Source organism: Sphingomonas sp. P3_C5, assembly GCF_056402635.1.
Genome location: NZ_JBFUHA010000001.1, coordinates 477220 through 496726, shown reverse-complemented (window position 1 = coordinate 496726; position 19507 = coordinate 477220). Strand labels below are relative to the sequence as shown.

Below are 19507 nucleotides of genomic sequence, written 5' to 3'. Positions count from 1 at the left end.
GCGCGCTTGGCAAGTCTCGCTTCGGCCGTTGTCGTGCTGAAGGACTCTCTACGCTGCGGCGGCCCGCTCCACGAAGTCGCTCGTCGTCACCTCGAGCCGGGCGAGCTTGTCGTCGACCGCGCGGAACCCTGATTCGAGGCGATCGATATCGGCGGTGATCGTCTCGGTGTCGATCCGGATCGACGCGATCGTGTCGGACATCGAGTCGGCCGTCAGCGCGGTCTCGTCGACGGCGGCGGTGATCATGTTCACCGTCAGCGCCTGGGCTTCCATCGCCTCGCGAATGCGCTGTGCCGAAACCTGCACCTCCCCGACGATATCCCGAATCGATCCGTTGACATCGAGTGTCTGACGGCTGGCGGACTGGATCGCGGCGATCTTGCCGGCGATGTCGTCGGTTGCGCGCGCAGTCTGCGACGCAAGGCTCTTCACCTCCTGTGCGACCACCGCGAAGCCGCGGCCGGCATCGCCGGCGCGCGCCGCTTCGATGGTGGCGTTGAGGGCGAGCAGGTTGGTCTGCCCAGCAATATCGCGAATCAGGTCGAGGATCGATTCGATCGCCTGGGCATGGCCGGAAAGGGCGACGGAGACTGCCACAGCCTGGGCCGACTGGTCGGCGGCACGCACGGCGACGCCGGTCGCGACCTCCACTTCGCTGCGCGCCGCCTCGATGGCGCGGATCAGGCCGGCGGCGGTCTGCGCGGCTTCGCGCATCGCAACGGCTGATTGTTCGGCGGCGGCGGCCACTTCGGATGTCTTGCTCATCATGCCGCGCGCTGCGGTCGAGGCCTGGGCGGTCTGATCGCGCAGTATCGACGAATCGGCGAGTGTCGATCCCAGCATCGACTGGACCTGATCGCGGAATACGACGCCGTCGCTGCCGCGCTTGCTGGCCGAGACCAGTTTGAGGCGTTCGGTGACTTCGGCGCACAGCACCTCGATCTCGATACAGGCCATCTGGCGCAGCGTCCGCTCGGCCGCGCGAAGGACTTTGGGATCATCCGCGAACTTCTTCTGAATGACATCAAGCATTGCATCGCCCATCGCGGTCACCGTGACAACGACGACGGCGGTGGACAACTGGTTGTCGACGAGCTGTGTCGCCCAACTCGCCAGGTCGCTGATCCAGCGCGCATCAACCGGCCCGCGCAATGCTTGCCGCTGCCTGTCCGAAATGCGTGTCGCATAGGCGGCAATCTCGGCGGCGCTCTTGCCCTTGACGGAGGCGCTCGTCTTGGTCCAGCGATCGGTCGACGTCTTGACGAGATCTTCGCCGCAACGGTCCCACAGGTCGCGAAGTTCGCGGCTGAAGGCGCCCTTCACGTCGTATGCCTCGACTCGTTCCTGAATCGCCGCTGCGCTGAGCGCGATATCAGTCCCGCCCTGCTGGGTTAATGCGGCTTCGGTCATTTGTGGCACCCCTCCGGATCCTTGTCTGAAGGCCATCGTAGCGCAGTGTGGTAAACGAACCATTGTGGCTGCATCGAGATGTGCAGATTGTGGAAAATAGCGGCTGTTCCAGCACAGGCTTGAACCTTGTATCTGTGGCTCGGCACCAACGGGCATCAGACACGGACCATATCAATTGAACGGACTCTATTGAACGAAGCGGGCATGGCAGCCGGACAGGCACCGGCGCCGCACAGGTCGAGCGGCGGCGAGGATCTGCGGCTGTTCGCGCTTGTGCGGGCTGGAGACGCGCAGGCTTTCGAGGAACTCTACCGGCTCTATCACCCCCGGCTGACGCGCTTCCTCCTCAAATTCGTCCGTCGTCCGCACATCATCGAGGAGGTATTGAACGACAGCATGATGGTGGTCTGGGAGCGTGCCGACAGCTTCCACGGTGCCAGCAAGCTTTCCACCTGGATCTTCGGCATTGCCTATCGCAAGGCGATGAAGGCGATCAACCGGCAGGACGAGCCGATCGAGGACCGCGACTCGGAAGAGCGCATGTCGCTTGATGCGAGCCCCGAGGATCAATTGGGCGCGCACAAAAGCCAGCTCTTGCTGAAGAGCGCGATGGAAGAGCTTTCGCCTGACCACCGCGCCGTGCTGGAGCTCACTTATTATCAGGAAATGGGGTATCGGGAGATCGCTCAGATCATGAGCTGCCCGGTCGATACCGTGAAGACACGCATGTTTCATGCAAGACGCCATTTGAAACGCCGGTTGGCGGGCGAGCTTGCGGATTGGGTATAGGAAAGATCATGGGCAATATCATTCAGCTGCATGACGATCCCCATGGCGCGGCGCAGAGCCTGCTGCCCTGGTACGTCAACGGCACGCTCGATCCCGCCGAGGCGGCTCTGGTCGAGGCGCATCTGGCAAGCTGTGCCGATTGCCGCGCGGATCTCGATAGTGATCGGGCGCTGGGCCGGCAGGTTGCGGGTCTGTCGATGGATGTCGAGCATGGCTGGGCAGCGATGCGGGCGAGGATGGAGACTATACCGCAGCGGCGATCGGCCTCGCCGATTCGCTTCCTGCGGCGGCCGGTCGCGATCGGCTGGGCGGTGGCGGGGCAGCTCGCCGCCGCGGCGCTGATCGTCGCCATCGCGCTGCCGGCGCGCCATGCGCCGACCGATGCCGCCTATCACGCACTTGGCACGGCGGCGGTTGCGGCGCCGGGCAATCTCGTCATCCAGTTCAAGCCCGATGTCACCGAGGGCGACATGCGCAGCGCCTTCATGCGTGCCGGCTCGCGCGTGGTTGACGGACCCACGGTTAGCGGTGCTTATGTGCTGCGTGTCGATGGGAACAAACGAGACGCCGCGCTGAAGCAACTCCGCGCCACGCCGGGGATCGTCCTCGCCGAGCCGATCGACCGCGGCGATCAGCCATGAACCCAAGCCGCGTCCTGCGGCGGGGAGTTATCCTTCTTTCTGTCGCGCTCGCGATGCTGATCCCAGCCGTGCCGCTTGAGGCGCAGATACGCACAGACAGTCCAGGTGCTGATCGCGAGATCCTGGTGATGTTGCGGCTTGCTCCCCCGCATTATCGGCCGAACTCAGGCTATGGCGGCGATTATGGTGACGGCACCTCGCGCACCGCACGCCGGCGGATCGCGCTAGGTATAGCGCATCGGAACCGGCTCGAACTGGTCGATGGCTGGCCGATGCCGTTGGTCGGCGTCGACTGCTATGTCATGCGCGTGCCGGCAGATGTCGCGATCGAGGCCGCGGTCGCGCAGGTGTCGAAGGACTCGTCAGTCGTCTGGTCCGAGCCGATGGGAGCGTTTCGCACTGAAGACGGGATAGGTTCCCGCTCCTTCTGAGCTTATCCCGCAGCTGCGGGTTCGGTGCAAGCCTCGACCATGTGGCGCAGATGCTGGTCGGTCGCGGCTTGGGGCCCTTCGAGCTGGGCTTCGGTGGTACGGACATCGGCGCCGCGCTCGAGCAGCAGATGGACTGGGCAGCGCATGGCGATCTCCATCAGCCGGCGGCGCTGGGCGCTATCCAGCGCGCCGGCGATCTCGATCTCCCGCTCGAACACGTCGCGCGACTGGAGCGTGCCACGGACATGATAGACCCGGGACTTCACATGCGCGACTGGCCATGCCTTGCGCTCGGCATAGAGCCGGACGGTCATAACCGTGCAGGCACCGAGCGCTGCGCAGATCAGGTCATAGGGATTGGGGCCCGAACCGAGCCCGCCAAAAGCCCGTGGTTCGTCCACGAGAAAGGTCGTCGCGCCGGCATGAACTTCGACCTGATAGCGGCCTGCACCAGTCTCCTCGACCAGGATGATCTCGGGGTGAATGTCGGGGGTCGCGGGCGACTCGGTCATCGCGTGTTCCTTCCGGAATAATGGGCCGGACCTTATGGCGCCAATGGAGGCGGTGTCGCCAGCCTCACTCGACAAGCCGTGATCGCATACCCATTTGAAGCGCGATTGGGAGATTCACCATGACCATCTATCGCAAGACCGATGAAGCGGTCGCCGCGCTCACGCCCGAACAATATCGCGTCACCCAGCAGAGCGGCACCGAACGGCCGGGCACCGGACCGCTCCTGAACAACAAGGAGCCGGGCATCTATGTCGACATCGTCTCGGGCGAGCCGCTGTTCGCTTCGTCCGACAAGTTCGATTCCGGCTGCGGCTGGCCGAGCTTCACCAAGCCGATCGAGCCAGCGAACGTCAGCGAACTGACCGATACCGCTTACGGCATGGTCCGCACCGAGGTACGCTCAGCGCATGGCGACAGCCATCTTGGCCATGTGTTCGACGACGGGCCGCGCGATCGCGGCGGGCTGCGCTATTGCATCAACTCGGCGTCGCTGCGCTTCGTTCACCGTGATGACATGGTGGCGCAGGGCTATGGCGCCTATCTCGACCAGGTGGAGGAAGTGGCATGAGCCAGGAAACAGCAATTCTCGCCGGCGGCTGCTTCTGGGGCATGCAGGATCTGATCCGCAAGCTGCCGGGGGTGGTCTCCACCCGAGTCGGCTATAGCGGCGGCGAAGTGCCGAATGCGACCTATCGCAATCACGGCAACCATGCCGAAGCGATCGAGATCGTCTTCGATACCGACAGGACCGATTACCGCGCGCTGCTGGAATTCTTCTTCCAGATCCATGATCCGACGACGCGCAATCGCCAGGGCAATGATGTGGGCGCGAGCTATCGCTCGGCAATCTTCTACACCAACGCCGAGCAAAAGGCGGTGGCTGAGGACACGATCGCCGATGTCGAGGCTTCCGGCCTCTGGCCTGGCAAGGTCGTGACCGAGGTGACGCCGGCGGGCGATTTCTGGGAGGCTGAGCCCGAGCACCAGGATTATCTGGAGCGTTTGCCCAACGGCTATACCTGTCATTTCGTTCGCCCCGGCTGGAAATTGCCGCACCGGGCGGACGCGGCCTCCTAAAGCCGGAGCCGCACCGCCGCGCGCAGCGCCGGCAGCAGATCGCTCTCGAACCAGGGATTGCGCTTCTGCCAGCCGATGCTGCGCCAGGACGGATGGGGCAGCGGGATGAGCGATGGCCCAACGGCCGCGAATCCCCGTACTCGTTCAGTCATCGTCAGCTTGCCGGGCAGATAGCGGGCCTGGGCATAGTGTCCGACGAGCAATGTCAGGCGGTCCGCCGGGAGCAGTGCCAGGATCCGGTCGTGCCATAAAGGTGCGCATTCAGGGCGTGGCGGCAGATCCCCGCTCGTGCCCTTCCCTGGATAGCAGAAGCCCATCGGCATCAGCGCGACCTTGGCGGGATCGTAGAAATCTTCACCTGGGATTCCCGTCCATTCGCGCAGGCGCTTGCCGCTGTCGTCATCCCAGGGAACGCCACTGCGATGGACTTTGGTGCCCGGCGCCTGGCCGATGATGAGGATGCGCGCGCTGGTGCTGAACTGCACGACCGGCCTCGGGCCTGACGCCAGGAAGGGCGCGCAGACGGTGCAGGCACGCACCTCATCGAGAAGGCCGGGCGCCGGATCGATCATCCTCTCGCCTTTCGCATTCGCGGAGGCGGGGATCAACGCTCCGGAAACGCATCGGGCTTGCCGCGTTGAAGGCGCATGCCCTCAAGCGTGATCCGCTCCTACCATTATGACGAGGCCGAGCGCCGGCTCGAGATCGAGTTCGTGAGCGGCCGGCGCTACAGCTATCTCGACGTGCCGGTGGAGGAAGTGGCGGCAATGCAGCGCACCATTTCCAAGGGCGGCTTCTTCAACCGCCGCATCCGTGATCGATACGACTTTGTCGAGCACGCCTGAGCGGCGTCATACCACCGGATGCAGATATTGGTGGACCGCCGAGACGACCACGGAGCCCTCGCCGACTCCCGAGGCGACTCGCTTGACTGAGCCCGAGCGGACGTCGCCGATCGCAAAGATGCCGGGCTTGCTCGTCGCATAGGGCGAGGCAGCGCCGGCGGCGTCGGGGCCGGTCTGGACGAATCCCTTTTCGTCGAGCGCGAGGCAGCCGTCGAGCCAGTCGGTATTGGGTTCGGCACCAATCATCACGAACATGTTGCCGATGGCGTGGCGTTGCTCAGCGCCGGTCTTGGCATTCGTCCAGGTCACGTGGCGCAGATAGCTGTCGCCCTCCAGCCCGGTGACGCTGCTATGGGTATGAAGCGTAATCTGTGCTGACGAGTGAATACGCTGGACGAGATAGTCGGACATCGTCTCCGCCAGCCCGCGCGACCTGACCAGGATATGGACATGCGCCGCGGCACGCGACAGGAACACCGCCGCCTGGCCGGCCGAATTGCCGCCACCGACGACCAGCACCGCCTCACCGTTACAGAGACTCGCTTCCATCGCGGTCGCCGCATAATGGATGCCCTGGCCCTCGAACTTCGCATAATCGGGCACGTCGAGCTTGCGGTAACGCGCGCCGCTCGCGACCACCACGGCGCGGGCTGAGACACGCTGGCCGTCCTCGAGCGTCACGACATAGGGGGCGGTGCTGCAATCAAGCGCCGCCGCCGGCCGCGCGATGGCAAGCCGCGCGCCGAACTTCTGTGCCTGAACCTGGGCGCGGCCGGCCAGCGCCTGACCCGATATCCCGGTGGGAAAGCCGAGATAATTCTCGATCTTGGAGCTGGTCCCCGCCTGGCCGCCCGGCGCGAGGCCCTCGATGACGATCGTGTCGAGCCCCTCGGACGCAGCATAGACCGCTGCGGCGAGCCCGGCCGGCCCGGCGCCGACCACGACGACGTCATGGATGCGCTCGGGGTCAAGCGTCTCGGTCAGCCCAAGTGCATCAGCCAGTTCGGCAGTCGTGGGATTGCGGAGCACGCAGCGGCGGGTCGCGATCGCCACGGGCAATTGATCCGGGGTGATCGCAAAACAGTCGAGAAAGCCGCCCGCGTCGGGATCGGCATCGATATCGAGCAAGCGGTGCGGATAGGCGTTGCGCTCCAGAAAGCGCTGCAGCCGGAGCGTATCGGCCGCATGGCCTGATCCGATCAGCGTGACGCCACCATGGCTGTGGCGGATCAGGCCGACACGACGCAGGATGAAGGCGCGCATGATGAGTTCGCCGATATCGGCCTCGGCTGACACGAGGTGGCGGAATTCGGCGCGGCTGACGCGCAGCACCCGGCTATCTTCACCCGCGCGGCCGCTGACGAGGATCGCACGCCCGTTGAACAGATCGAGTTCGCCGGTGAACTGGCGCGCACGGTGCGTGGTGAAGACCGTGGCGACGCCGTGCTCGTCGGTGTCGAGCACCTGGATCGATCCCTCGAGGACGACGAAGAAGTCCACGCTGCGTTCGCCGCGCGTATAGAGTGGCGTGCCCCGCGCCACCGCTTCCTCGCGGCCATAGGGCATCATTCGTGCCACCATCTCCTCGCTGAGGACGGGAAAGGTCTGGGCTTCGCGTTCGAGGGGATCGGTCGGGTCGATCTCGGTCCGTTCAGCAGCCATCGTCACTCCTCGCGCCCCTGCCAGCGGACGATAGCAGCCTCACCCCTCTTCGCGAAAGCCGGCTCTCCGATTAGGATACACTGATGAGCAATGGCATGATTCGCGCCGGAATCGGCGGCTGGACCTTTGAACCCTGGCGCGGGGTGTTCTTTCCAGAGGGTCTTGCGCAGAAGCGGGAGCTGGAGTTCGCGTCCCGCGCCGTAACGGCGATCGAGGTCAACGGGACTTATTACAGCAGCCAGAAACCCGCGACCTTTGCCGGCTGGGCAAAGACAGCGCCCGAGGACTTTATCTTCGCGGTCAAGGCATCGCGCTTCTGCACCAACCGGAAGGTGTTGGCGGAGGCAGGCGAGTCGATCGCGAAGTTCGTGGGCCAGGGGATTGTCGAGCTGGGCGAGAAGCTGGGGCCGATCCTGTGGCAGTTCATGGCCACCAAGAAATTCGACGCCGAGGATTTCGGCGCCTTTCTGAAGCTCCTCCCGGCTTCGCACGATGGCGTCGCGCTTCGCCATGCGATCCAAGTGCGGCACGAAAGCTTTGCGGTGCCGGCATTTGTAGAGATGGCGCGGGCGGCGGGGGTTGCGATCGTTTATGCCGATTCAGCGACCTATCCCGCGATCGCCGATGTAACGGGCGATTTCGTCTATGCCCGGCTCGAAAACGCGGTCGAGCATGAGCCGACCGGCTATACGCCCGCTGAGATCGATCGCTGGGTGGCGGCGGCCAGGACCTGGGCGAGCGGAGGACAGCCGGAAGGCCTGCCCTATGCCGACGAGACCGTCCCGGCGAAGAAGCCGCGCGATACCTTTGTCTTCTTTATCAACGGCGCGAAGGTGCGGGCGCCGGCCGGTGCGATGGCGCTGATCGAGCGGCTGAAGGCAGGCTGACCCGGCGCCCGATTCGCGCCCGCTGGCATGCCCTTTCGCCGCTGTTATCCGCTGTTCTGCGCGGAAATTTTTTCTTCCGCTGTTAACGCGGATTTTTCAGCTGGATTCAACTAGGTATTTCAATGGGTTGAAGGCAGTTTTGCTGTTTTCGAATAACAGCGGTGAAAGTTGGAAATAACAGCGGTGGAACAGCCGCGGCCATCGCTGTTATTGATCGGAACAGCGGCCCGAGATGAGCGTCATTTTCTGCAACGATGAGAAAGAGCGGGACGGTGCCTGACGAGCTTCGTCCCGCGCGGTGTTGCAACAATCCGCACAGATGTTGAATCAGCCTAAGGCCGGGCGGCTCAATGTGCCGGCGCGCTGGCCTGACCCTGGATGGCGGCGGTCTCGATCGCGTCGAGCGCCTGGCGCGCGCCGATATAGCGCCGGGCCGCGTTGATCCAGCGGCCACCCTGCGTTGCGCCGGGCATTCGCGCGACTTCGGCAAGCGCCGCCTCCACCTGCCCATTCTGGAGCATCCGTCGGGCGCGGGTCAGCCGGTCTGCGGGGAGCGGCGAGGGCGTATCGGCACGGTGCAATACGATCAGATTGCCAAGCTCGCGCCGAAAACTCCCCATCCATCCGTCCCTGGTGACGCCGGTGGTGAGTTCGGGCGCTATGACGTCGAGTCCGGCGCGCAAATCCTCGATGGTCACCGGCTCGCCGGCGGCCTGAATGATCGTGCCGACCGCCTGGCCCTGATTGGTGCCGAAACGCGCGCGCAGCTGCTCTTCGAGAAAGCCAAGCGGCTGGCCGCGGTCGATCTGGCGTCGTGCGGCGAAGGCGACCATCAGCCCCTCGGCGCGGGTGGCGAAGCTCGAGGCGACCCGCGCCTCGACGCCCACATTCGCCGTCCTGGCTTCGAGATCGGCAAGCCGGAGCGAGAGGTCCTTCTCGCGTACCGACAAGGCATCAAGGTCGATCGCCGGTGCTGCCGTGCCGCTGTTGCCCGGCACGATCACCACCGGCGTTTGCTTGCCGCCTGCGGTCGTCGCCAGCGGCAGGGTAACGGTCGCGACTGGCTTGGGTGCGAACCAGCTGGCATAATTGTGCAGGATGAACGCCATCACGCCGAGCCCGGCGAAGAAGGCGACCGCGCCGAGGATCGCCGCGTTGCGCCACACGGGTGACAGGGGCGCAGGCTTTGGGGACGCCGCCGTCGGAGAAGCAGCCTCGGGAGGCGCCAGGTCGACGGGAGCCGGTTCGACGGCGGGTGTCGTCACGATCTGCGGGTCAGCGTCCATCCCCGTCTTATCTTCGCCTGTGCCGGGTCGGTCAATCGGGCGCGCACGCAGCGGCGATCAGCGCGGCATCAGTTGGGGCAGCGGCGATAGCGATCGTTGCCCAGCCTGTGCCCGCCGCTGCGGCGACTGCGGGGCTCAACGCGGCGATGGCGATTTCAGATCGTGCGATCCCGTGGATATTGACGAGGGCGCCAAGCCTTGCCGCCGCGCGCGCCGAATGGAGCAGGGCAGTCGCGCCCCGCAGGCGCTCAATCCATTCGGCCGCAACCGGCACTTCTTCGCTCACATAGACTGGGATGGCGCGCGTGACTGGTCCATGCGGCTCAATCGCACGATCGCGGCCGCCGAGATGCAGCACCCCAGACAGGCCGCGCGCTGAAGCAAGCGCAAGCATTGCGGCGGCGTCCGCATTGCCTGCCGCCATGACGTCAAATCCAGCGAGGCGAGCGGTTTCCGCAGTCTTCTCGCCGACTGCGAGAACCGGCAGAGACAGGAGGTCGGCGAGATCGAGCCCAGCAAAGCGGACAGCGTTGGCGCTGGTCAGCAGCAACGCGTCATGATCGGCCGGGTCCGGTGGGGTCCAGCTGAGCGCGCGAACCGCGAACAGCGGCAGGCGGATCGCCTGAAGTCCGAGCGCTTCGACGCGATCAGCGGTCGCCGTGTTCCCCGGCTCGGGGCGAAGCACAGCGAGCGGCCTGATCATGCAGCAAACAGCCGGCGCACTGATGGCGGCGCGCGTGTCAGCAGATCCTGCGCCAGCGTCTGAGCAATGCTGAAATCGGCAATGTCGCCGCGCATTTCGCCCGCGACATGAGCGCTGCCGTCTTCAGCGAGCAGTTCGGCGCGGATCGTCACCTGATCGCCTTCAAGTGTCGCCAGACCGGCAACCGGCGAATGGCAATCGGCCTGGAGCGCCGCAAGCAGGGCGCGTTCGAGCAGCACACAGGCAAGCGTCTGGCTGTCGCTGATTGCCGCGAGCCATTCGAGAACCCGTGCATCCCCAGCGCGCGCCTCGACCCCAACCGCACCCTGAGCTGGCGCGGGCAGCATGACGTCGGTCGGGATCGCAGCGCCGATCTCCGGGCGTCCGAGCCGATCTAGCCCTGCCGCCGCCAGCAAGGTGGCATCGACTTCGCCTGCGGCGAGCTTGGCGAGGCGGGTGTCGACATTGCCGCGGAACAGCATTGGTTGCAGATCGGGCCGCAACCGGCGCAATTGTGCTGCGCGGCGCGGCGAGCTGGTGCCGACTCGCGCTTCTTGCGGTAAGGCGGCGATGCTCGCGGCGCCGATCAGCCGATCACGGACATCGGCGCGGGGCAGCATCGCCGCGATCCGGTTTGCATCGGGGCGGATCGTCTCGACATCTTTCATGGAGTGGACCGCGCAGTCGATCTCGCCGTCGAGCAAGGCGCGGTCGAGCTCCTTGGTCCACAGTGCCTTGCCCCCGATCTCGGCGAGCGCGCGGTCCTGGACGCGGTCGCCAGTGGTGCTGATCTTCACAATCATGACGTCGGCCTCCGCCCAGCCATGCGTGGCGCAAAGGGCGTCGCGCACCATATGCGCCTGGACAAGGGCGAGCGGCGAACCGCGGGTACCAAGGCGGAGGAAAGGTTGGGCCACGCAATAACTCCGTTCGGGCTGAGCCTGTCGAAGCCCCTGCTACACCTCTCCCAACACTAAGAAGAATGGCCCTTCGACAAGCTCAGGGCGAACGGATGGGCTGGATCAACTCAAAACTCCAGGTTGCTGTAGAAGAACGGGCCGCCCTTCGACAAGCTCGGGGCGAGCGGCTAGTGGTTTCGCATCATGAGTTTGATCCTCGGCCTCGAATCGAGCTGCGACGAAACCGCGGCGGCATTGGTGACCAGCGACCGGCGCGTCCTTGCGCACCGGCTGCTTGGGCAGGAAGCGGAGCACAGGCCTTATGGTGGTGTCGTGCCCGAGATTGCGGCGCGCGCGCATGTCGAGGCGCTGATCCCGCTGGTCGAGGGAGCATTGGCCGATGCTGGGGTGAGCCTGGCTGAGATAGATGCGATCGCCGCGACGGCGGGGCCGGGGCTGATTGGTGGCGTCATGGTGGGGCTGGTGACCGGCAAGGCACTGGCGCATGCGGTCGGCAAGCCGCTCATTGCGGTCAATCATCTCGAGGGCCACGCGCTTTCCCCACGGCTTTTCGATCCTGATCTCGCCTTTCCCTATCTGCTGCTGCTCGCCTCGGGCGGGCATTGCCAATTGCTGCTGGTCGAGGGCGTGGCTTCCTATCGCCGGCTTGCGACGACGATCGACGATGCCGCCGGCGAGGCGTTCGACAAGACCGCCAAATTGCTCGGGCTTGGTTTTCCTGGCGGACCCGCTGTCGAGCGCGCTGCCGAACTGGGGAATCCAAAAGCAGTGCCCTTGCCACGGCCGCTAAAGGGCTCCGACGAACCGCATTTCTCCTTTGCCGGGCTGAAAAGCGCGGTTGCCCGGGCACGCGACGCGGGAACCTGGTCAGCCGAGGACATTGCGGCTTCGTTCCAGGCGGCAGTCGTCGATTGCCTGATCGACCGCACGACACGGGCTTTGGCGCGCGCCGATGGTGCAACCGCTCTGGTGGTTGCCGGCGGGGTGGCGGCCAACCGCTCAGTGCGCGGTGCGCTCCAGGCGCTGGCTGAGACGCATGGCCTGCGTTTCGTCGCGCCGCCCTTGTGGCTGTGCACTGACAATGCGGCGATGATAGGCTGGGCGGGCGCCGAGCGCTTCGCCGCCGGCCTGACGGATCCGCTCGACGTGCCGGCTCGGCCACGCTGGCCGCTCGATCCGGATGCCGAGGCAGTGCGTGGCGCGGGAGTGAAGGCATGAAGATCGGCGTCATTGGCGGCGGTGCATGGGGAACCGCGCTCGCCAGTGTTGCGGCGCGTGATGGCGAGCCGGTGCTGCTCTGGGCGCGCGAGCCCGAGGTGGTCGAGGCGATCAATGCTGTCCATGAGAATCCCTTGTTTCTCGCTGGCGTGCCCCTGCCCCGCTCGATTCAGGCGACCGGCAGAATCAGCGATCTTGCAAGTTGCGAGGCATTGCTGGTGGTCTCCCCAGCGCAGTTCGTTCGTGCGACTCTTTCCGAGCTTCCGGCCGGCGACACGCCGCTGGTGCTTTGCGCCAAGGGAATCGAAGCCGGGACTCGGCTGCTCATCAGCGAGGTCGCGCATCAGGTTCAGCCGGCCGCGCCGATCGCGGTCATCTCCGGCCCCACTTTCGCCCATGAAGTCGCCGCCGGCCAGCCGACGGCGGTGACGCTCGCTTGCGCCGATGAGGCGATAGGAGAGCGGCTCGCCGATCGTCTCGCTGGTCCGACCTTCCGTCCCTATGCATCGAATGATGTGGTCGGCGCCGAGATTGGCGGGGCAGTCAAGAATGTGCTCGCGATCGCCTGTGGCGTGGTCGAGGGGGCCGAGCTTGGCCAGAATGCCCGCGCCGCGCTGATCGCACGTGGTTTTGCCGAGATGACTCGCTTCGGGCTGGCACGCGGCGCGCGGGCCGAGACGCTCGCCGGGCTGTCGGGGTTGGGCGATCTCGTCCTGACCTGCTCCTCGACCAGCTCGCGCAACTTCTCGCTCGGTGTCGGGCTTGGCCAGGGCAAGGCCGCGAGTGAGCTGCTTGCGGATCGCCGCACCGTTGCCGAAGGCGCTTTCACCGCGCCAGTGCTGCGCGAAGCGGCGGCGGAAGCGGGTGTCGATATGCCGGTGACCGAGGCGGTTTGCGCCCTGCTCAAAGGCATGGACGTGCGGGCTGTCGTCGAGGCGTTGCTCGCCCGTCCACTTACTCGGGAGGATCGCTGATGCGCTGGGCTGCTTTGCTCAAGGGAATCAATATCGGAGGAAAGAAGATCCCGATGACCGAGCTGAAGGCTCTGGTCGAAGATCTCGGCTATCGCGACGTCAAAACGCTACTCGCGTCCGGCAATGTCGTCTTCAGCTGCGACGCGGAAAAAGGGGCTGCTCTGGAGGAGAAGATTGAGGCGGCGCTCGCGGCCTATGGATTGAAGACGGACGTGGTCGTCCGCAACCATGCCGAACTGACAGCTGTGATCGACGGCAACCCGTTTCCCGATGCGGCATGCGAACATCCCAATCATCTGCTGGTATCGTTCCACCGTGATCCGGTGCCGGGCGGGCTGATCGAGAAGATTCCCGACATCTATGACGGGCCGGAGCGGCTGAAGGCGATAGGGCGCGAGCTCTACATCGATTATCCCGAGGATGTCGGCCATTCGAAGCTGGGTCCGGCGATGGCGAAGCTTAAATTCCCGAAGCTGGCGACGATGCGCAACTGGAATACCGTGGGCAAGCTGAGGGATCTGCTGGCGTAGCGCTCAAGGTCTCAGAAATCGACAGCGATGCCCTTGAGCTCCCAGTCGCCATAGCGGGTCGGATCCAGGCCCAGCGGATCGCCCTCGGCATTTTCAACCTGGCCGGAATCGTTCCCGGGATCGGGTTTGGGCACCGGTGTGCTCTTCGAAAGATAGGCTGGTGGCTTCACATGTGGCGGGCGGCGGCCCATGGCGGTTCATCCTGGATGCTGCTGTCACGCCATCCTCCCGCAACGAGATGAGTTCAAGTGCTTTGACCCGACCCCCTAACCGTTCCCCCGATCGTTCCGGTTCTCGCGCCGACGATGCGCCCGGCGTTCCCACGCGCCGCGCCGCGCTGAAACTGCTCGATGCGGTGCTCCGTCAGGGCCTGCCGCTCGAGTCTGCGCTCGACCGAGCCACCCAGGGGATTGAGCGCAGCGATGACCGCGCGCTTGCCCACGCCATCGCGGCCGAGACGCTGCGCCGCCTGCCTGATCTCGACGCGCTGATCGATTCGGCGACGCGCAGCCGCCTGCCCGATGACGCCAAAGCGCGCTTTGCCCTCAGGATTGCGCTTGTCCAGGCGCTGGCGCTCGGCACGCCGCCGCATGCTGCGATCTCCACTGTGCTGCCTCTGGTCGATGGCGGTCCGCGCAAGCTGGTGCACGGGGTGTTCGGTACGCTGATGCGCGGCAATGCCAGCCTAGACGAATTCCCGACGCTCCCCGAAGATGTCGAGGCGCGCTGGCAGAATGCCTGGGGCGAAGAGAAGGTCGCGGCTGCTGAACAGGCGATCGCCGCACCGCCGCCGCTTGACCTCACACTGGCTGATCCCGCGAAAACCGCGGCGCTGGCTGAGGCGGTTGGTGGCATGTCGTTGCTGCCCGGTCATATCCGCCTTGCGGGCGCGCATGTTCCCGAGCTTCCCGGCTTCGAGGAAGGGGATTGGTGGGTCCAGGACATCGCAGCCTCGCTGCCCGCGCGGCTGATCGGCAAGGGTGCGGGCACTGCGCTTGATCTCTGTTCGGCGCCCGGTGGCAAGACGATGCAGCTCGCCAGCGCGGGCTGGACGGTGACATCGGTCGATTCCTCGGAAAGTCGTCTGGCGCGACTTCGTGATAATCTCGAGCGCACCCATCTGACGGCTGAGGTGGTTGCAGCCGATCTGCTCAAATGGTCGCCGGCGGAGCCGGCTGACGCAGTGCTGCTCGATGCGCCGTGCAGCGCAACCGGGATTTTCCGCCGCCACCCTGATGTGCTCCACCGGGTGAACCCCAGGGTGATCGCCGAGATGGCGCGGGTGCAGGCGCAATTGCTTGCCCGCGCCGCAAAATGGGTGAAACCGGGCGGCCTTTTGGTTTACGCGACCTGCTCGCTCGAGCGCGCTGAGGGCGAGGAGCAGCTGATGGCATTTCTCGGCGCGCAGCCCGATTTTGCGATCGACTCGGTCGCCGCGGAGGAATTGCCCGCCGGTATCGCCCCGCACCAGCGCGGCTGGGTCCGCACTTTGCCCGGAATGCTCGGGAGTGATGGCGGCTGTGACGGGTTCTTCATCGTAAGGCTCAAGCGCGCCCTCTGAGCCTTGCGGCGCGACTCGGTCGACCCTAAGGATTCGTCATGCAACAGCCAGTCCGCATCGCGCCCTCGATCCTCTCCGCCGATTTCGCACGCCTCGGCGAGGAGGTGCGTGCAGTCGATGCGGCGGGGGCCGACTGGATCCATGTCGATGTGATGGACGGGCATTTCGTGCCCAACATCACCATCGGGCCGATGGTGGTGAAGGCAATCCGCCCGCACACCACCAAGCCGCTTGACGTGCATCTGATGATCGCACCCGTCGATGCGTTTCTCGACCAGTTCGCAGAGGCCGGTGCCGACATCATCAGTATCCATGTCGAGGCGGGGCCGCACACGCACCGCAGCCTCCAGCATATCCGCAAGCTTGGCAAACGCGCGGGTGTGGTGCTGACGCCGCAGACGCCGGCCAAGGCGCTCGATTATCTGATCGAAGAGGTGGATCTGGTGCTGGTGATGAGCGTCAACCCCGGCTTTGGCGGGCAGGGCTTCATTCCAAGCGCGCTGCGGAAGATCGAGAGCGTCCGGAAGATGATCGACAAGGCGGGTCTCGCCGTCGATCTCGAAGTTGACGGCGGCATCGACCCGGAAACAGCGCGGACGGCGATAGCGGCCGGTGCCGATGCGCTGGTCGCCGGTACCGCTACTTTCCGCGGAGGCGCTGACGCCTATGCGGCTAATATCCGCGCCCTGAGGGGTGGGTGACCGGCGACGGCCGCGATTCCGGCGCCGACGGCATCGAAGAGGGAAAGAGGCTGATCCGTCTCGGAGGAGACAAGGGATTGTCGCTTGCTGAACGCCTGGCAGACCGCTTTCACCGCCTTACCTGGAGAACGCCGATTCATGGCATGCGGCTGAAGGGACGCCATCCGCTGAAGCTGATCGCCGTGCCCGACGATCCCTTTCTCGGCGATCCGCGCCGCGGCAACGCATTGCTCGACGGCGAGTTCAGCTTTCGGGGCGAACGGCGCAAGTTCGCCGAGTTCGATTTCGCCAAACCCAATGTCTCGAAGGCGTTTAGCGACTGGTATCATAGTTTCGCGTGGCTGCGCGATTTGTCCAGCGCAGCGGCCCGCCCGGAGGCGACGCCTGTCGCCGAACATCTCATGCGGCGCTGGCTGGCAGCGCATGCCGACAACGTCAATGAGCCGGCCTGGCGGGCGGATCTCTGGGGCCGGCGGATCCTGTTCTGGACAGCGCATGCGCCGCTCATCCTGTCGAGCACTGACCTCGTCTATCGCTCGCTTGTGCTCAACACGCTGGCACGCGGCGCCCGGCATATCGATCGCGGTGCTGACAAGCTCGCGCCCGGTGCGCCGCGCGTCGCTGCCTTGTGCGGCGTGGTCGCGGCAGGAATCCTGATCCCCGGCGGCGACGCCCGGCGTGGGGCGACTGAAGCCGCACTAGCCAAGGCGCTGTCGGTCTCCGTGTTCGAGGATGGCGGCAGCGTGGCGCGCTCGCCGGCGGCTCAGCTCGACATCATCATGCTGTTGACGATGCTGCGCGAAGTCTATGCCTCGCGTCGCCTCGAGGAGCCGGCCTCGCTCGGCGCGGTGCTGGTGCGGATGGTGCCGGCTTTGCTTGGTGTCTGCCACGGCGATCATGGGCTTTCGAGCTGGCAGGGCGGTGGTCCGGTGACCGGCGAGACGATCGACCAGATCATCGCGGCAACCGGCGTGCGCGCCCGACCGCTGCGCCAGGCGCGCGACTGGGGCTATCAGCGGCTCGCTGCCGGTTCAGCCATATTGATCATGGATGCGGCACCGCCGCCGGTCGCGCGGCTGGTCGAGGGCGGCTGCGCCTCGACGCTTGCCTTTGAATTTTCGGATGGGCCGAACCGGTTGATCGTCAATTGCGGCGGCGCGCGCGCCGCGCTGGCGCAGCTGCCGCCGGCCCTTGCTGACGGGTTGCGCACCACTGCGGCGCATTCCACGCTCACCGTCGGCGACAGCAATTCGACCGCCATCCATGCTGACGGCACGCTTGGGCGCGGCGTCGGCGAGGTTGAGCTCGCGCGCCAGGAAAGCGAGAGTTCGAGCCGGATCGAGGCGAGCCATGATGGCTATGCCCGGCGCTATGGCTTTGTCCATCGCCGCCAGATCGTGCTGGCGGGCGATGGCCGAGAACTGCGCGGCGAGGATATGCTGCTGCCGGCGAGCAAGCGGCGCAAGCTGGCCACGACCGCTTTTGCGATCCGCTTCCATCTTGGCCAGGGCGTTACGGTATCGCCGACCGCGGACGGCATGGCCGCTTTGCTCCGTCTGCCCGGCGGGTCGCTGTGGCAGTTCCGCTGCCGTGGTGGCACGCTCGCGATCGAGGACAGTTTGTGGATCGATGGCGAGGGACGGCCGCAATCGACTCACCAGCTCGTCGTCTCGGGCGAATCGCCCGCCGGTGGCGCAAGCGTCAGCTGGGCCTTGAAGCGCGCGACCTGAGCGGGCAGGGGGACGCGCGACCGCTTCCCCGGAGTTTTCCATGACCCAGATCCCCATTCGCCGCGCTTTGTTGTCGGTGTCCGACAAGACCGGCATCGTCGCGCTCGGCGAGGCGCTTGCGCGGCACGGCGTGGAGCTGGTCTCGACCGGCGGCACCGCGACAGCGCTCCGTGAGGCTGGCCTGGCGGTGCGCGACATCAGCGACCTGACTGGTTTTCCGGAAATGATGGACGGGCGGGTGAAGACGCTTCACCCCAAGGTGCATGGCGGACTGCTCGCGGTGCGTGACGATCCGGCGCATGTCGCGTCGATGGCCGAGCATGAGATCGGCGCGATCGATCTGGTGGTGGTGAACCTCTATCCCTTCCAGCAGACGGTGATGAAAGGGGCCGATCGGCCCGAGATCATCGAGAATATCGATATTGGCGGCCCGTCGATGGTGCGCTCGGCGGCGAAGAACCATGCCTTCGTCGCGATCGTCACGGATCCGGCGGATTATCCCGCGCTGATCGTCGAGATGGATGCCGGTGGCGGCACGACGTCGCTTGATCTGCGCAAGCGGCTGGCGGCGCGCGCCTTTGCCGCGACGGCGAGTTATGACGGCATGATCGCGAGCTGGTTCGGTTTTGCCGATCAGGACGAAGCGTTTCCCGAGACGCTGCCGATCACGCTCAAGCGCGGTCAAACCCTGCGCTATGGCGAGAACCCCCATCAGCAGGCCGCTTTCTACACAGCGACGGGACCCCAGGCGCGCGGTATCGGCCAGGCGCGGCAGGTCCAGGGCAAGGAGCTGAGCTACAATAATTATAATGACGCCGACGCGGCGCTCGAGTTGGTTAGCGAGTTCCGCGATGAGGCGCCCACGGTAGTGATCGTCAAGCACGCCAATCCCTGCGGGGTCGCGACCGCGGCGACGATCGAACAGGCCTATGCCGAGGCGTTCGCCTGCGACACCGTGTCTGCCTTTGGTGGCATCATTGCGCTTAACCGGTCGCTCGATGAGGCGACCGCGCGGGCGATTTCCGGCATTTTCACTGAGGTGGTGATTGCACCCGATGCCGATGAGGCTGCTCTGGCGATCTTTGCAGCCAAGAAGAATCTGCGGCTGTTGCTGACCGGCGACCTGCCTGATCCCGCACGCCAGGGCTTGACGGCAAAGTCGATTGCCGGCGGCTGGCTTGTCCAGACCCGTGACGGTGGCGGGATGCCCGATCTCAAGGTGGTGACGAAGCGCACACCCACTGAGCGCGAGCTCGCCGATTGTCGTTTCGCCTGGACGATCGCCAAGCACGTCAAGTCGAACGCGATTGTCTATGCAAAGGATGGGGCGACGGCCGGCATCGGTGCGGGGCAGATGAACCGACTCGAATCCGCGCGGATCGCGGCGTGGAAGGCGAAGGACGCGGCGGAGAAAGCTGGTTGGGCCGAGCCGCGTACAATCGGCTCCGCCGTGGCGTCCGATGCTTTCTTCCCCTTCGCTGATGGCTTGCTCGCGGCAGTTGAGGCTGGAGCGACGGCGGTGATCCAGCCGGGCGGCTCGATCCGTGACGACGAGGTGATCGCAGCAGCGGATGAAGCCGGGCTGGCGATGGTCTTTACCGGGATGCGGCACTTCCGGCATTGACGGGC

General features: G+C 65.5%; 22 protein-coding genes. 14 read left to right on the top strand and 8 right to left on the bottom strand.

Going from position 1 to position 19507, the window contains the following annotated elements; all coding sequences use genetic code 11:
* Positions 1-48 precede the first annotated feature (48 nt).
* Positions 49-1410, bottom strand: a complete 1362-nt coding sequence (locus AC1DVS_RS02345) for a methyl-accepting chemotaxis protein (protein WP_478019915.1) — start codon at positions 1408-1410, stop codon at positions 49-51.
* Between the two features lie 204 nt (positions 1411-1614).
* Between AC1DVS_RS02345 and AC1DVS_RS02340 the strand changes: the two genes are divergently transcribed.
* From AC1DVS_RS02340 to AC1DVS_RS02330, 3 genes are read left to right on the top strand one after another with little or no spacing between them, the layout of a single operon-like run.
* Positions 1615-2199, top strand: coding sequence for an RNA polymerase sigma factor (locus AC1DVS_RS02340; protein ID WP_478019913.1), 585 nt, complete (start codon positions 1615-1617; stop codon positions 2197-2199).
* Between the two features lie 8 nt (positions 2200-2207).
* A complete protein-coding gene (locus AC1DVS_RS02335) occupies positions 2208-2840 on the top strand; it encodes a zf-HC2 domain-containing protein (RefSeq protein ID WP_478019911.1) in 633 nt (210 codons plus the stop codon).
* Positions 2837-3271 carry a hypothetical protein gene (locus AC1DVS_RS02330; RefSeq protein WP_478019909.1) on the top strand — a complete coding sequence of 145 codons (435 nt, stop codon included), beginning with the start codon at positions 2837-2839 and terminating at the stop codon, positions 3269-3271. The genes AC1DVS_RS02335 and AC1DVS_RS02330 overlap by 4 nt, the downstream gene beginning before the upstream one ends.
* A 2-nt stretch (positions 3272-3273) precedes the next feature.
* Here the strand turns inward: AC1DVS_RS02330 and AC1DVS_RS02325 are convergent, their stop codons facing one another.
* Positions 3274-3783: an OsmC family protein gene (locus AC1DVS_RS02325; protein ID WP_478019908.1), complete on the bottom strand. Its 510-nt coding sequence runs from the start codon at positions 3781-3783 to the stop codon at positions 3274-3276.
* 119 nt (positions 3784-3902) lie between these two features.
* Between AC1DVS_RS02325 and msrB the strand changes: the two genes are divergently transcribed.
* Both msrB and msrA read left to right on the top strand, forming a co-directional pair.
* Positions 3903-4352 carry a peptide-methionine (R)-S-oxide reductase MsrB gene (gene msrB, locus AC1DVS_RS02320; protein WP_478019907.1) on the top strand — a complete coding sequence of 150 codons (450 nt, stop codon included), beginning with the start codon at positions 3903-3905 and terminating at the stop codon, positions 4350-4352.
* Positions 4349-4861, top strand: a complete 513-nt coding sequence (msrA, locus tag AC1DVS_RS02315; RefSeq protein WP_478019905.1) for a peptide-methionine (S)-S-oxide reductase MsrA — start codon at positions 4349-4351, stop codon at positions 4859-4861. Before msrB ends, msrA begins: the two co-directional genes overlap by 4 nt.
* Here the strand turns inward: msrA and AC1DVS_RS02310 are convergent.
* Entirely contained in the window at positions 4858-5433 is a 576-nt protein-coding gene (locus AC1DVS_RS02310; RefSeq protein ID WP_478019903.1) for a uracil-DNA glycosylase family protein, read from the bottom strand. The two genes, msrA and AC1DVS_RS02310, sit on opposite strands and share 4 nt — an antisense overlap.
* 75 nt (positions 5434-5508) lie before the next feature.
* Between AC1DVS_RS02310 and AC1DVS_RS02305 the strand changes: the two genes are divergently transcribed.
* Positions 5509-5706, top strand: a complete 198-nt coding sequence (locus AC1DVS_RS02305) for a KTSC domain-containing protein (RefSeq protein ID WP_478019901.1) — start codon at positions 5509-5511, stop codon at positions 5704-5706.
* A gap of 6 nt (positions 5707-5712) precedes the next feature.
* Here AC1DVS_RS02305 and AC1DVS_RS02300 read toward each other — a convergent pair whose 3' ends face one another.
* The gene (locus tag AC1DVS_RS02300) at positions 5713-7368 is read right to left on the bottom strand and encodes an FAD-dependent oxidoreductase (RefSeq protein WP_478019899.1); all 1656 of its coding nucleotides are present in this window, start codon (positions 7366-7368) and stop codon (positions 5713-5715) included.
* Between the two features lie 83 nt (positions 7369-7451).
* Between AC1DVS_RS02300 and AC1DVS_RS02295 the strand changes: the two genes are divergently transcribed.
* Positions 7452-8255, top strand: a complete 804-nt coding sequence (locus tag AC1DVS_RS02295) for a DUF72 domain-containing protein (RefSeq protein WP_478019897.1) — start codon at positions 7452-7454, stop codon at positions 8253-8255.
* Positions 8256-8602: 347 nt separating this feature from the next.
* On the opposite strand, the gene AC1DVS_RS02290 is transcribed toward AC1DVS_RS02295, so the two are convergent.
* The 3 genes from AC1DVS_RS02290 to hemC are packed head-to-tail and all read right to left on the bottom strand — an operon-like array spanning position 8603 to position 11161.
* Positions 8603-9541, bottom strand: a complete 939-nt coding sequence (locus AC1DVS_RS02290) for a hypothetical protein (RefSeq protein ID WP_478019895.1) — start codon at positions 9539-9541, stop codon at positions 8603-8605.
* A 31-nt stretch (positions 9542-9572) separates the two neighbouring features.
* Positions 9573-10244 (bottom strand): uroporphyrinogen-III synthase, encoded by a 672-nt coding sequence (locus AC1DVS_RS02285; RefSeq protein WP_478019893.1) that lies wholly within the window; start codon positions 10242-10244, stop codon positions 9573-9575.
* Entirely contained in the window at positions 10241-11161 is a 921-nt protein-coding gene (gene hemC, locus AC1DVS_RS02280) for a hydroxymethylbilane synthase (RefSeq protein WP_478019891.1), read from the bottom strand. Before hemC ends, AC1DVS_RS02285 begins: the two co-directional genes overlap by 4 nt.
* Before the next feature lie 186 nt (positions 11162-11347).
* Here hemC and tsaD point away from each other — a divergent pair, with 186 nt between their 5' ends.
* Genes tsaD through AC1DVS_RS02265 form a run of 3 tightly spaced genes read left to right on the top strand, consistent with a single transcriptional unit; the run spans position 11348 to position 13886 of the window.
* Entirely contained in the window at positions 11348-12382 is a 1035-nt protein-coding gene (gene tsaD, locus AC1DVS_RS02275) for a tRNA (adenosine(37)-N6)-threonylcarbamoyltransferase complex transferase subunit TsaD (protein ID WP_478019889.1), read from the top strand.
* Entirely contained in the window at positions 12379-13356 is a 978-nt protein-coding gene (locus tag AC1DVS_RS02270) for an NAD(P)H-dependent glycerol-3-phosphate dehydrogenase (RefSeq protein WP_478019887.1), read from the top strand. Before tsaD ends, AC1DVS_RS02270 begins: the two co-directional genes overlap by 4 nt.
* Complete coding sequence (locus AC1DVS_RS02265; RefSeq protein WP_478019885.1) at positions 13356-13886, top strand: DUF1697 domain-containing protein; 531 nt, start codon at positions 13356-13358, stop codon at positions 13884-13886. Before AC1DVS_RS02270 ends, AC1DVS_RS02265 begins: the two co-directional genes overlap by 1 nt.
* Before the next feature lie 11 nt (positions 13887-13897).
* On the opposite strand, the gene AC1DVS_RS02260 is transcribed toward AC1DVS_RS02265, so the two are convergent.
* Positions 13898-14077, bottom strand: coding sequence for a DUF1674 domain-containing protein (locus AC1DVS_RS02260; protein ID WP_478019883.1), 180 nt, complete (start codon positions 14075-14077; stop codon positions 13898-13900).
* A 62-nt stretch (positions 14078-14139) separates the two neighbouring features.
* Here AC1DVS_RS02260 and AC1DVS_RS02255 point away from each other — a divergent pair, with 62 nt between their 5' ends.
* The 4 genes from AC1DVS_RS02255 to purH all read left to right on the top strand — a co-directional run bounded on the left by AC1DVS_RS02255 (position 14140) and on the right by purH (position 19502).
* Positions 14140-15447, top strand: coding sequence for an RsmB/NOP family class I SAM-dependent RNA methyltransferase (locus AC1DVS_RS02255; RefSeq protein WP_478019881.1), 1308 nt, complete (start codon positions 14140-14142; stop codon positions 15445-15447).
* A gap of 38 nt (positions 15448-15485) precedes the next feature.
* On the top strand, positions 15486-16148 hold the full coding sequence (gene rpe / locus AC1DVS_RS02250) for a ribulose-phosphate 3-epimerase (protein WP_478019879.1): 663 nt from the start codon (positions 15486-15488) through the stop codon (positions 16146-16148).
* A 143-nt stretch (positions 16149-16291) separates the two neighbouring features.
* On the top strand, positions 16292-17878 hold the full coding sequence (locus AC1DVS_RS02245) for a heparinase II/III family protein (protein ID WP_478019877.1): 1587 nt from the start codon (positions 16292-16294) through the stop codon (positions 17876-17878).
* Between the two features lie 40 nt (positions 17879-17918).
* A complete protein-coding gene (gene purH / locus AC1DVS_RS02240; protein WP_478019875.1) occupies positions 17919-19502 on the top strand; it encodes a bifunctional phosphoribosylaminoimidazolecarboxamide formyltransferase/IMP cyclohydrolase in 1584 nt (527 codons plus the stop codon).
* Positions 19503-19507: the final 5 nt, after the last annotated feature.

Bases quoted from the DNA above. Each gene is read 5' to 3' on its own strand.
- rpe (WP_478019879.1), top strand. From the start codon at position 15,486: ATGCAACAGCCAGTCCGCATCGCGCCCTCGATCCTCTCCGCCGATTTC.
- AC1DVS_RS02285 (WP_478019893.1), bottom strand. From the start codon at position 10,244: ATGATCAGGCCGCTCGCTGTGCTTCGCCCCGAGCCGGGGAACACGGCG.
- AC1DVS_RS02245 (WP_478019877.1), top strand. From the start codon at position 16,292: ATGCGGCTGAAGGGACGCCATCCGCTGAAGCTGATCGCCGTGCCCGAC.
- msrA (WP_478019905.1), top strand. From the start codon at position 4,349: ATGAGCCAGGAAACAGCAATTCTCGCCGGCGGCTGCTTCTGGGGCATG.
- AC1DVS_RS02290 (WP_478019895.1), bottom strand. From the start codon at position 9,541: ATGGACGCTGACCCGCAGATCGTGACGACACCCGCCGTCGAACCGGCT.
- AC1DVS_RS02270 (WP_478019887.1), top strand. From the start codon at position 12,379: ATGAAGATCGGCGTCATTGGCGGCGGTGCATGGGGAACCGCGCTCGCC.
- msrB (WP_478019907.1), top strand. From the start codon at position 3,903: ATGACCATCTATCGCAAGACCGATGAAGCGGTCGCCGCGCTCACGCCC.
- tsaD (WP_478019889.1), top strand. From the start codon at position 11,348: ATGAGTTTGATCCTCGGCCTCGAATCGAGCTGCGACGAAACCGCGGCG.
- AC1DVS_RS02335 (WP_478019911.1), top strand. From the start codon at position 2,208: ATGGGCAATATCATTCAGCTGCATGACGATCCCCATGGCGCGGCGCAG.
- AC1DVS_RS02260 (WP_478019883.1), bottom strand. From the start codon at position 14,077: ATGGGCCGCCGCCCGCCACATGTGAAGCCACCAGCCTATCTTTCGAAG.
- AC1DVS_RS02325 (WP_478019908.1), bottom strand. From the start codon at position 3,783: ATGACCGAGTCGCCCGCGACCCCCGACATTCACCCCGAGATCATCCTG.
- AC1DVS_RS02305 (WP_478019901.1), top strand. From the start codon at position 5,509: ATGCCCTCAAGCGTGATCCGCTCCTACCATTATGACGAGGCCGAGCGC.
- AC1DVS_RS02340 (WP_478019913.1), top strand. From the start codon at position 1,615: ATGGCAGCCGGACAGGCACCGGCGCCGCACAGGTCGAGCGGCGGCGAG.
- purH (WP_478019875.1), top strand. From the start codon at position 17,919: ATGACCCAGATCCCCATTCGCCGCGCTTTGTTGTCGGTGTCCGACAAG.
- AC1DVS_RS02330 (WP_478019909.1), top strand. From the start codon at position 2,837: ATGAACCCAAGCCGCGTCCTGCGGCGGGGAGTTATCCTTCTTTCTGTC.
- AC1DVS_RS02300 (WP_478019899.1), bottom strand. From the start codon at position 7,368: ATGGCTGCTGAACGGACCGAGATCGACCCGACCGATCCCCTCGAACGC.
- AC1DVS_RS02310 (WP_478019903.1), bottom strand. From the start codon at position 5,433: ATGATCGATCCGGCGCCCGGCCTTCTCGATGAGGTGCGTGCCTGCACC.
- AC1DVS_RS02345 (WP_478019915.1), bottom strand. From the start codon at position 1,410: ATGACCGAAGCCGCATTAACCCAGCAGGGCGGGACTGATATCGCGCTC.
- AC1DVS_RS02265 (WP_478019885.1), top strand. From the start codon at position 13,356: ATGCGCTGGGCTGCTTTGCTCAAGGGAATCAATATCGGAGGAAAGAAG.
- AC1DVS_RS02295 (WP_478019897.1), top strand. From the start codon at position 7,452: ATGAGCAATGGCATGATTCGCGCCGGAATCGGCGGCTGGACCTTTGAA.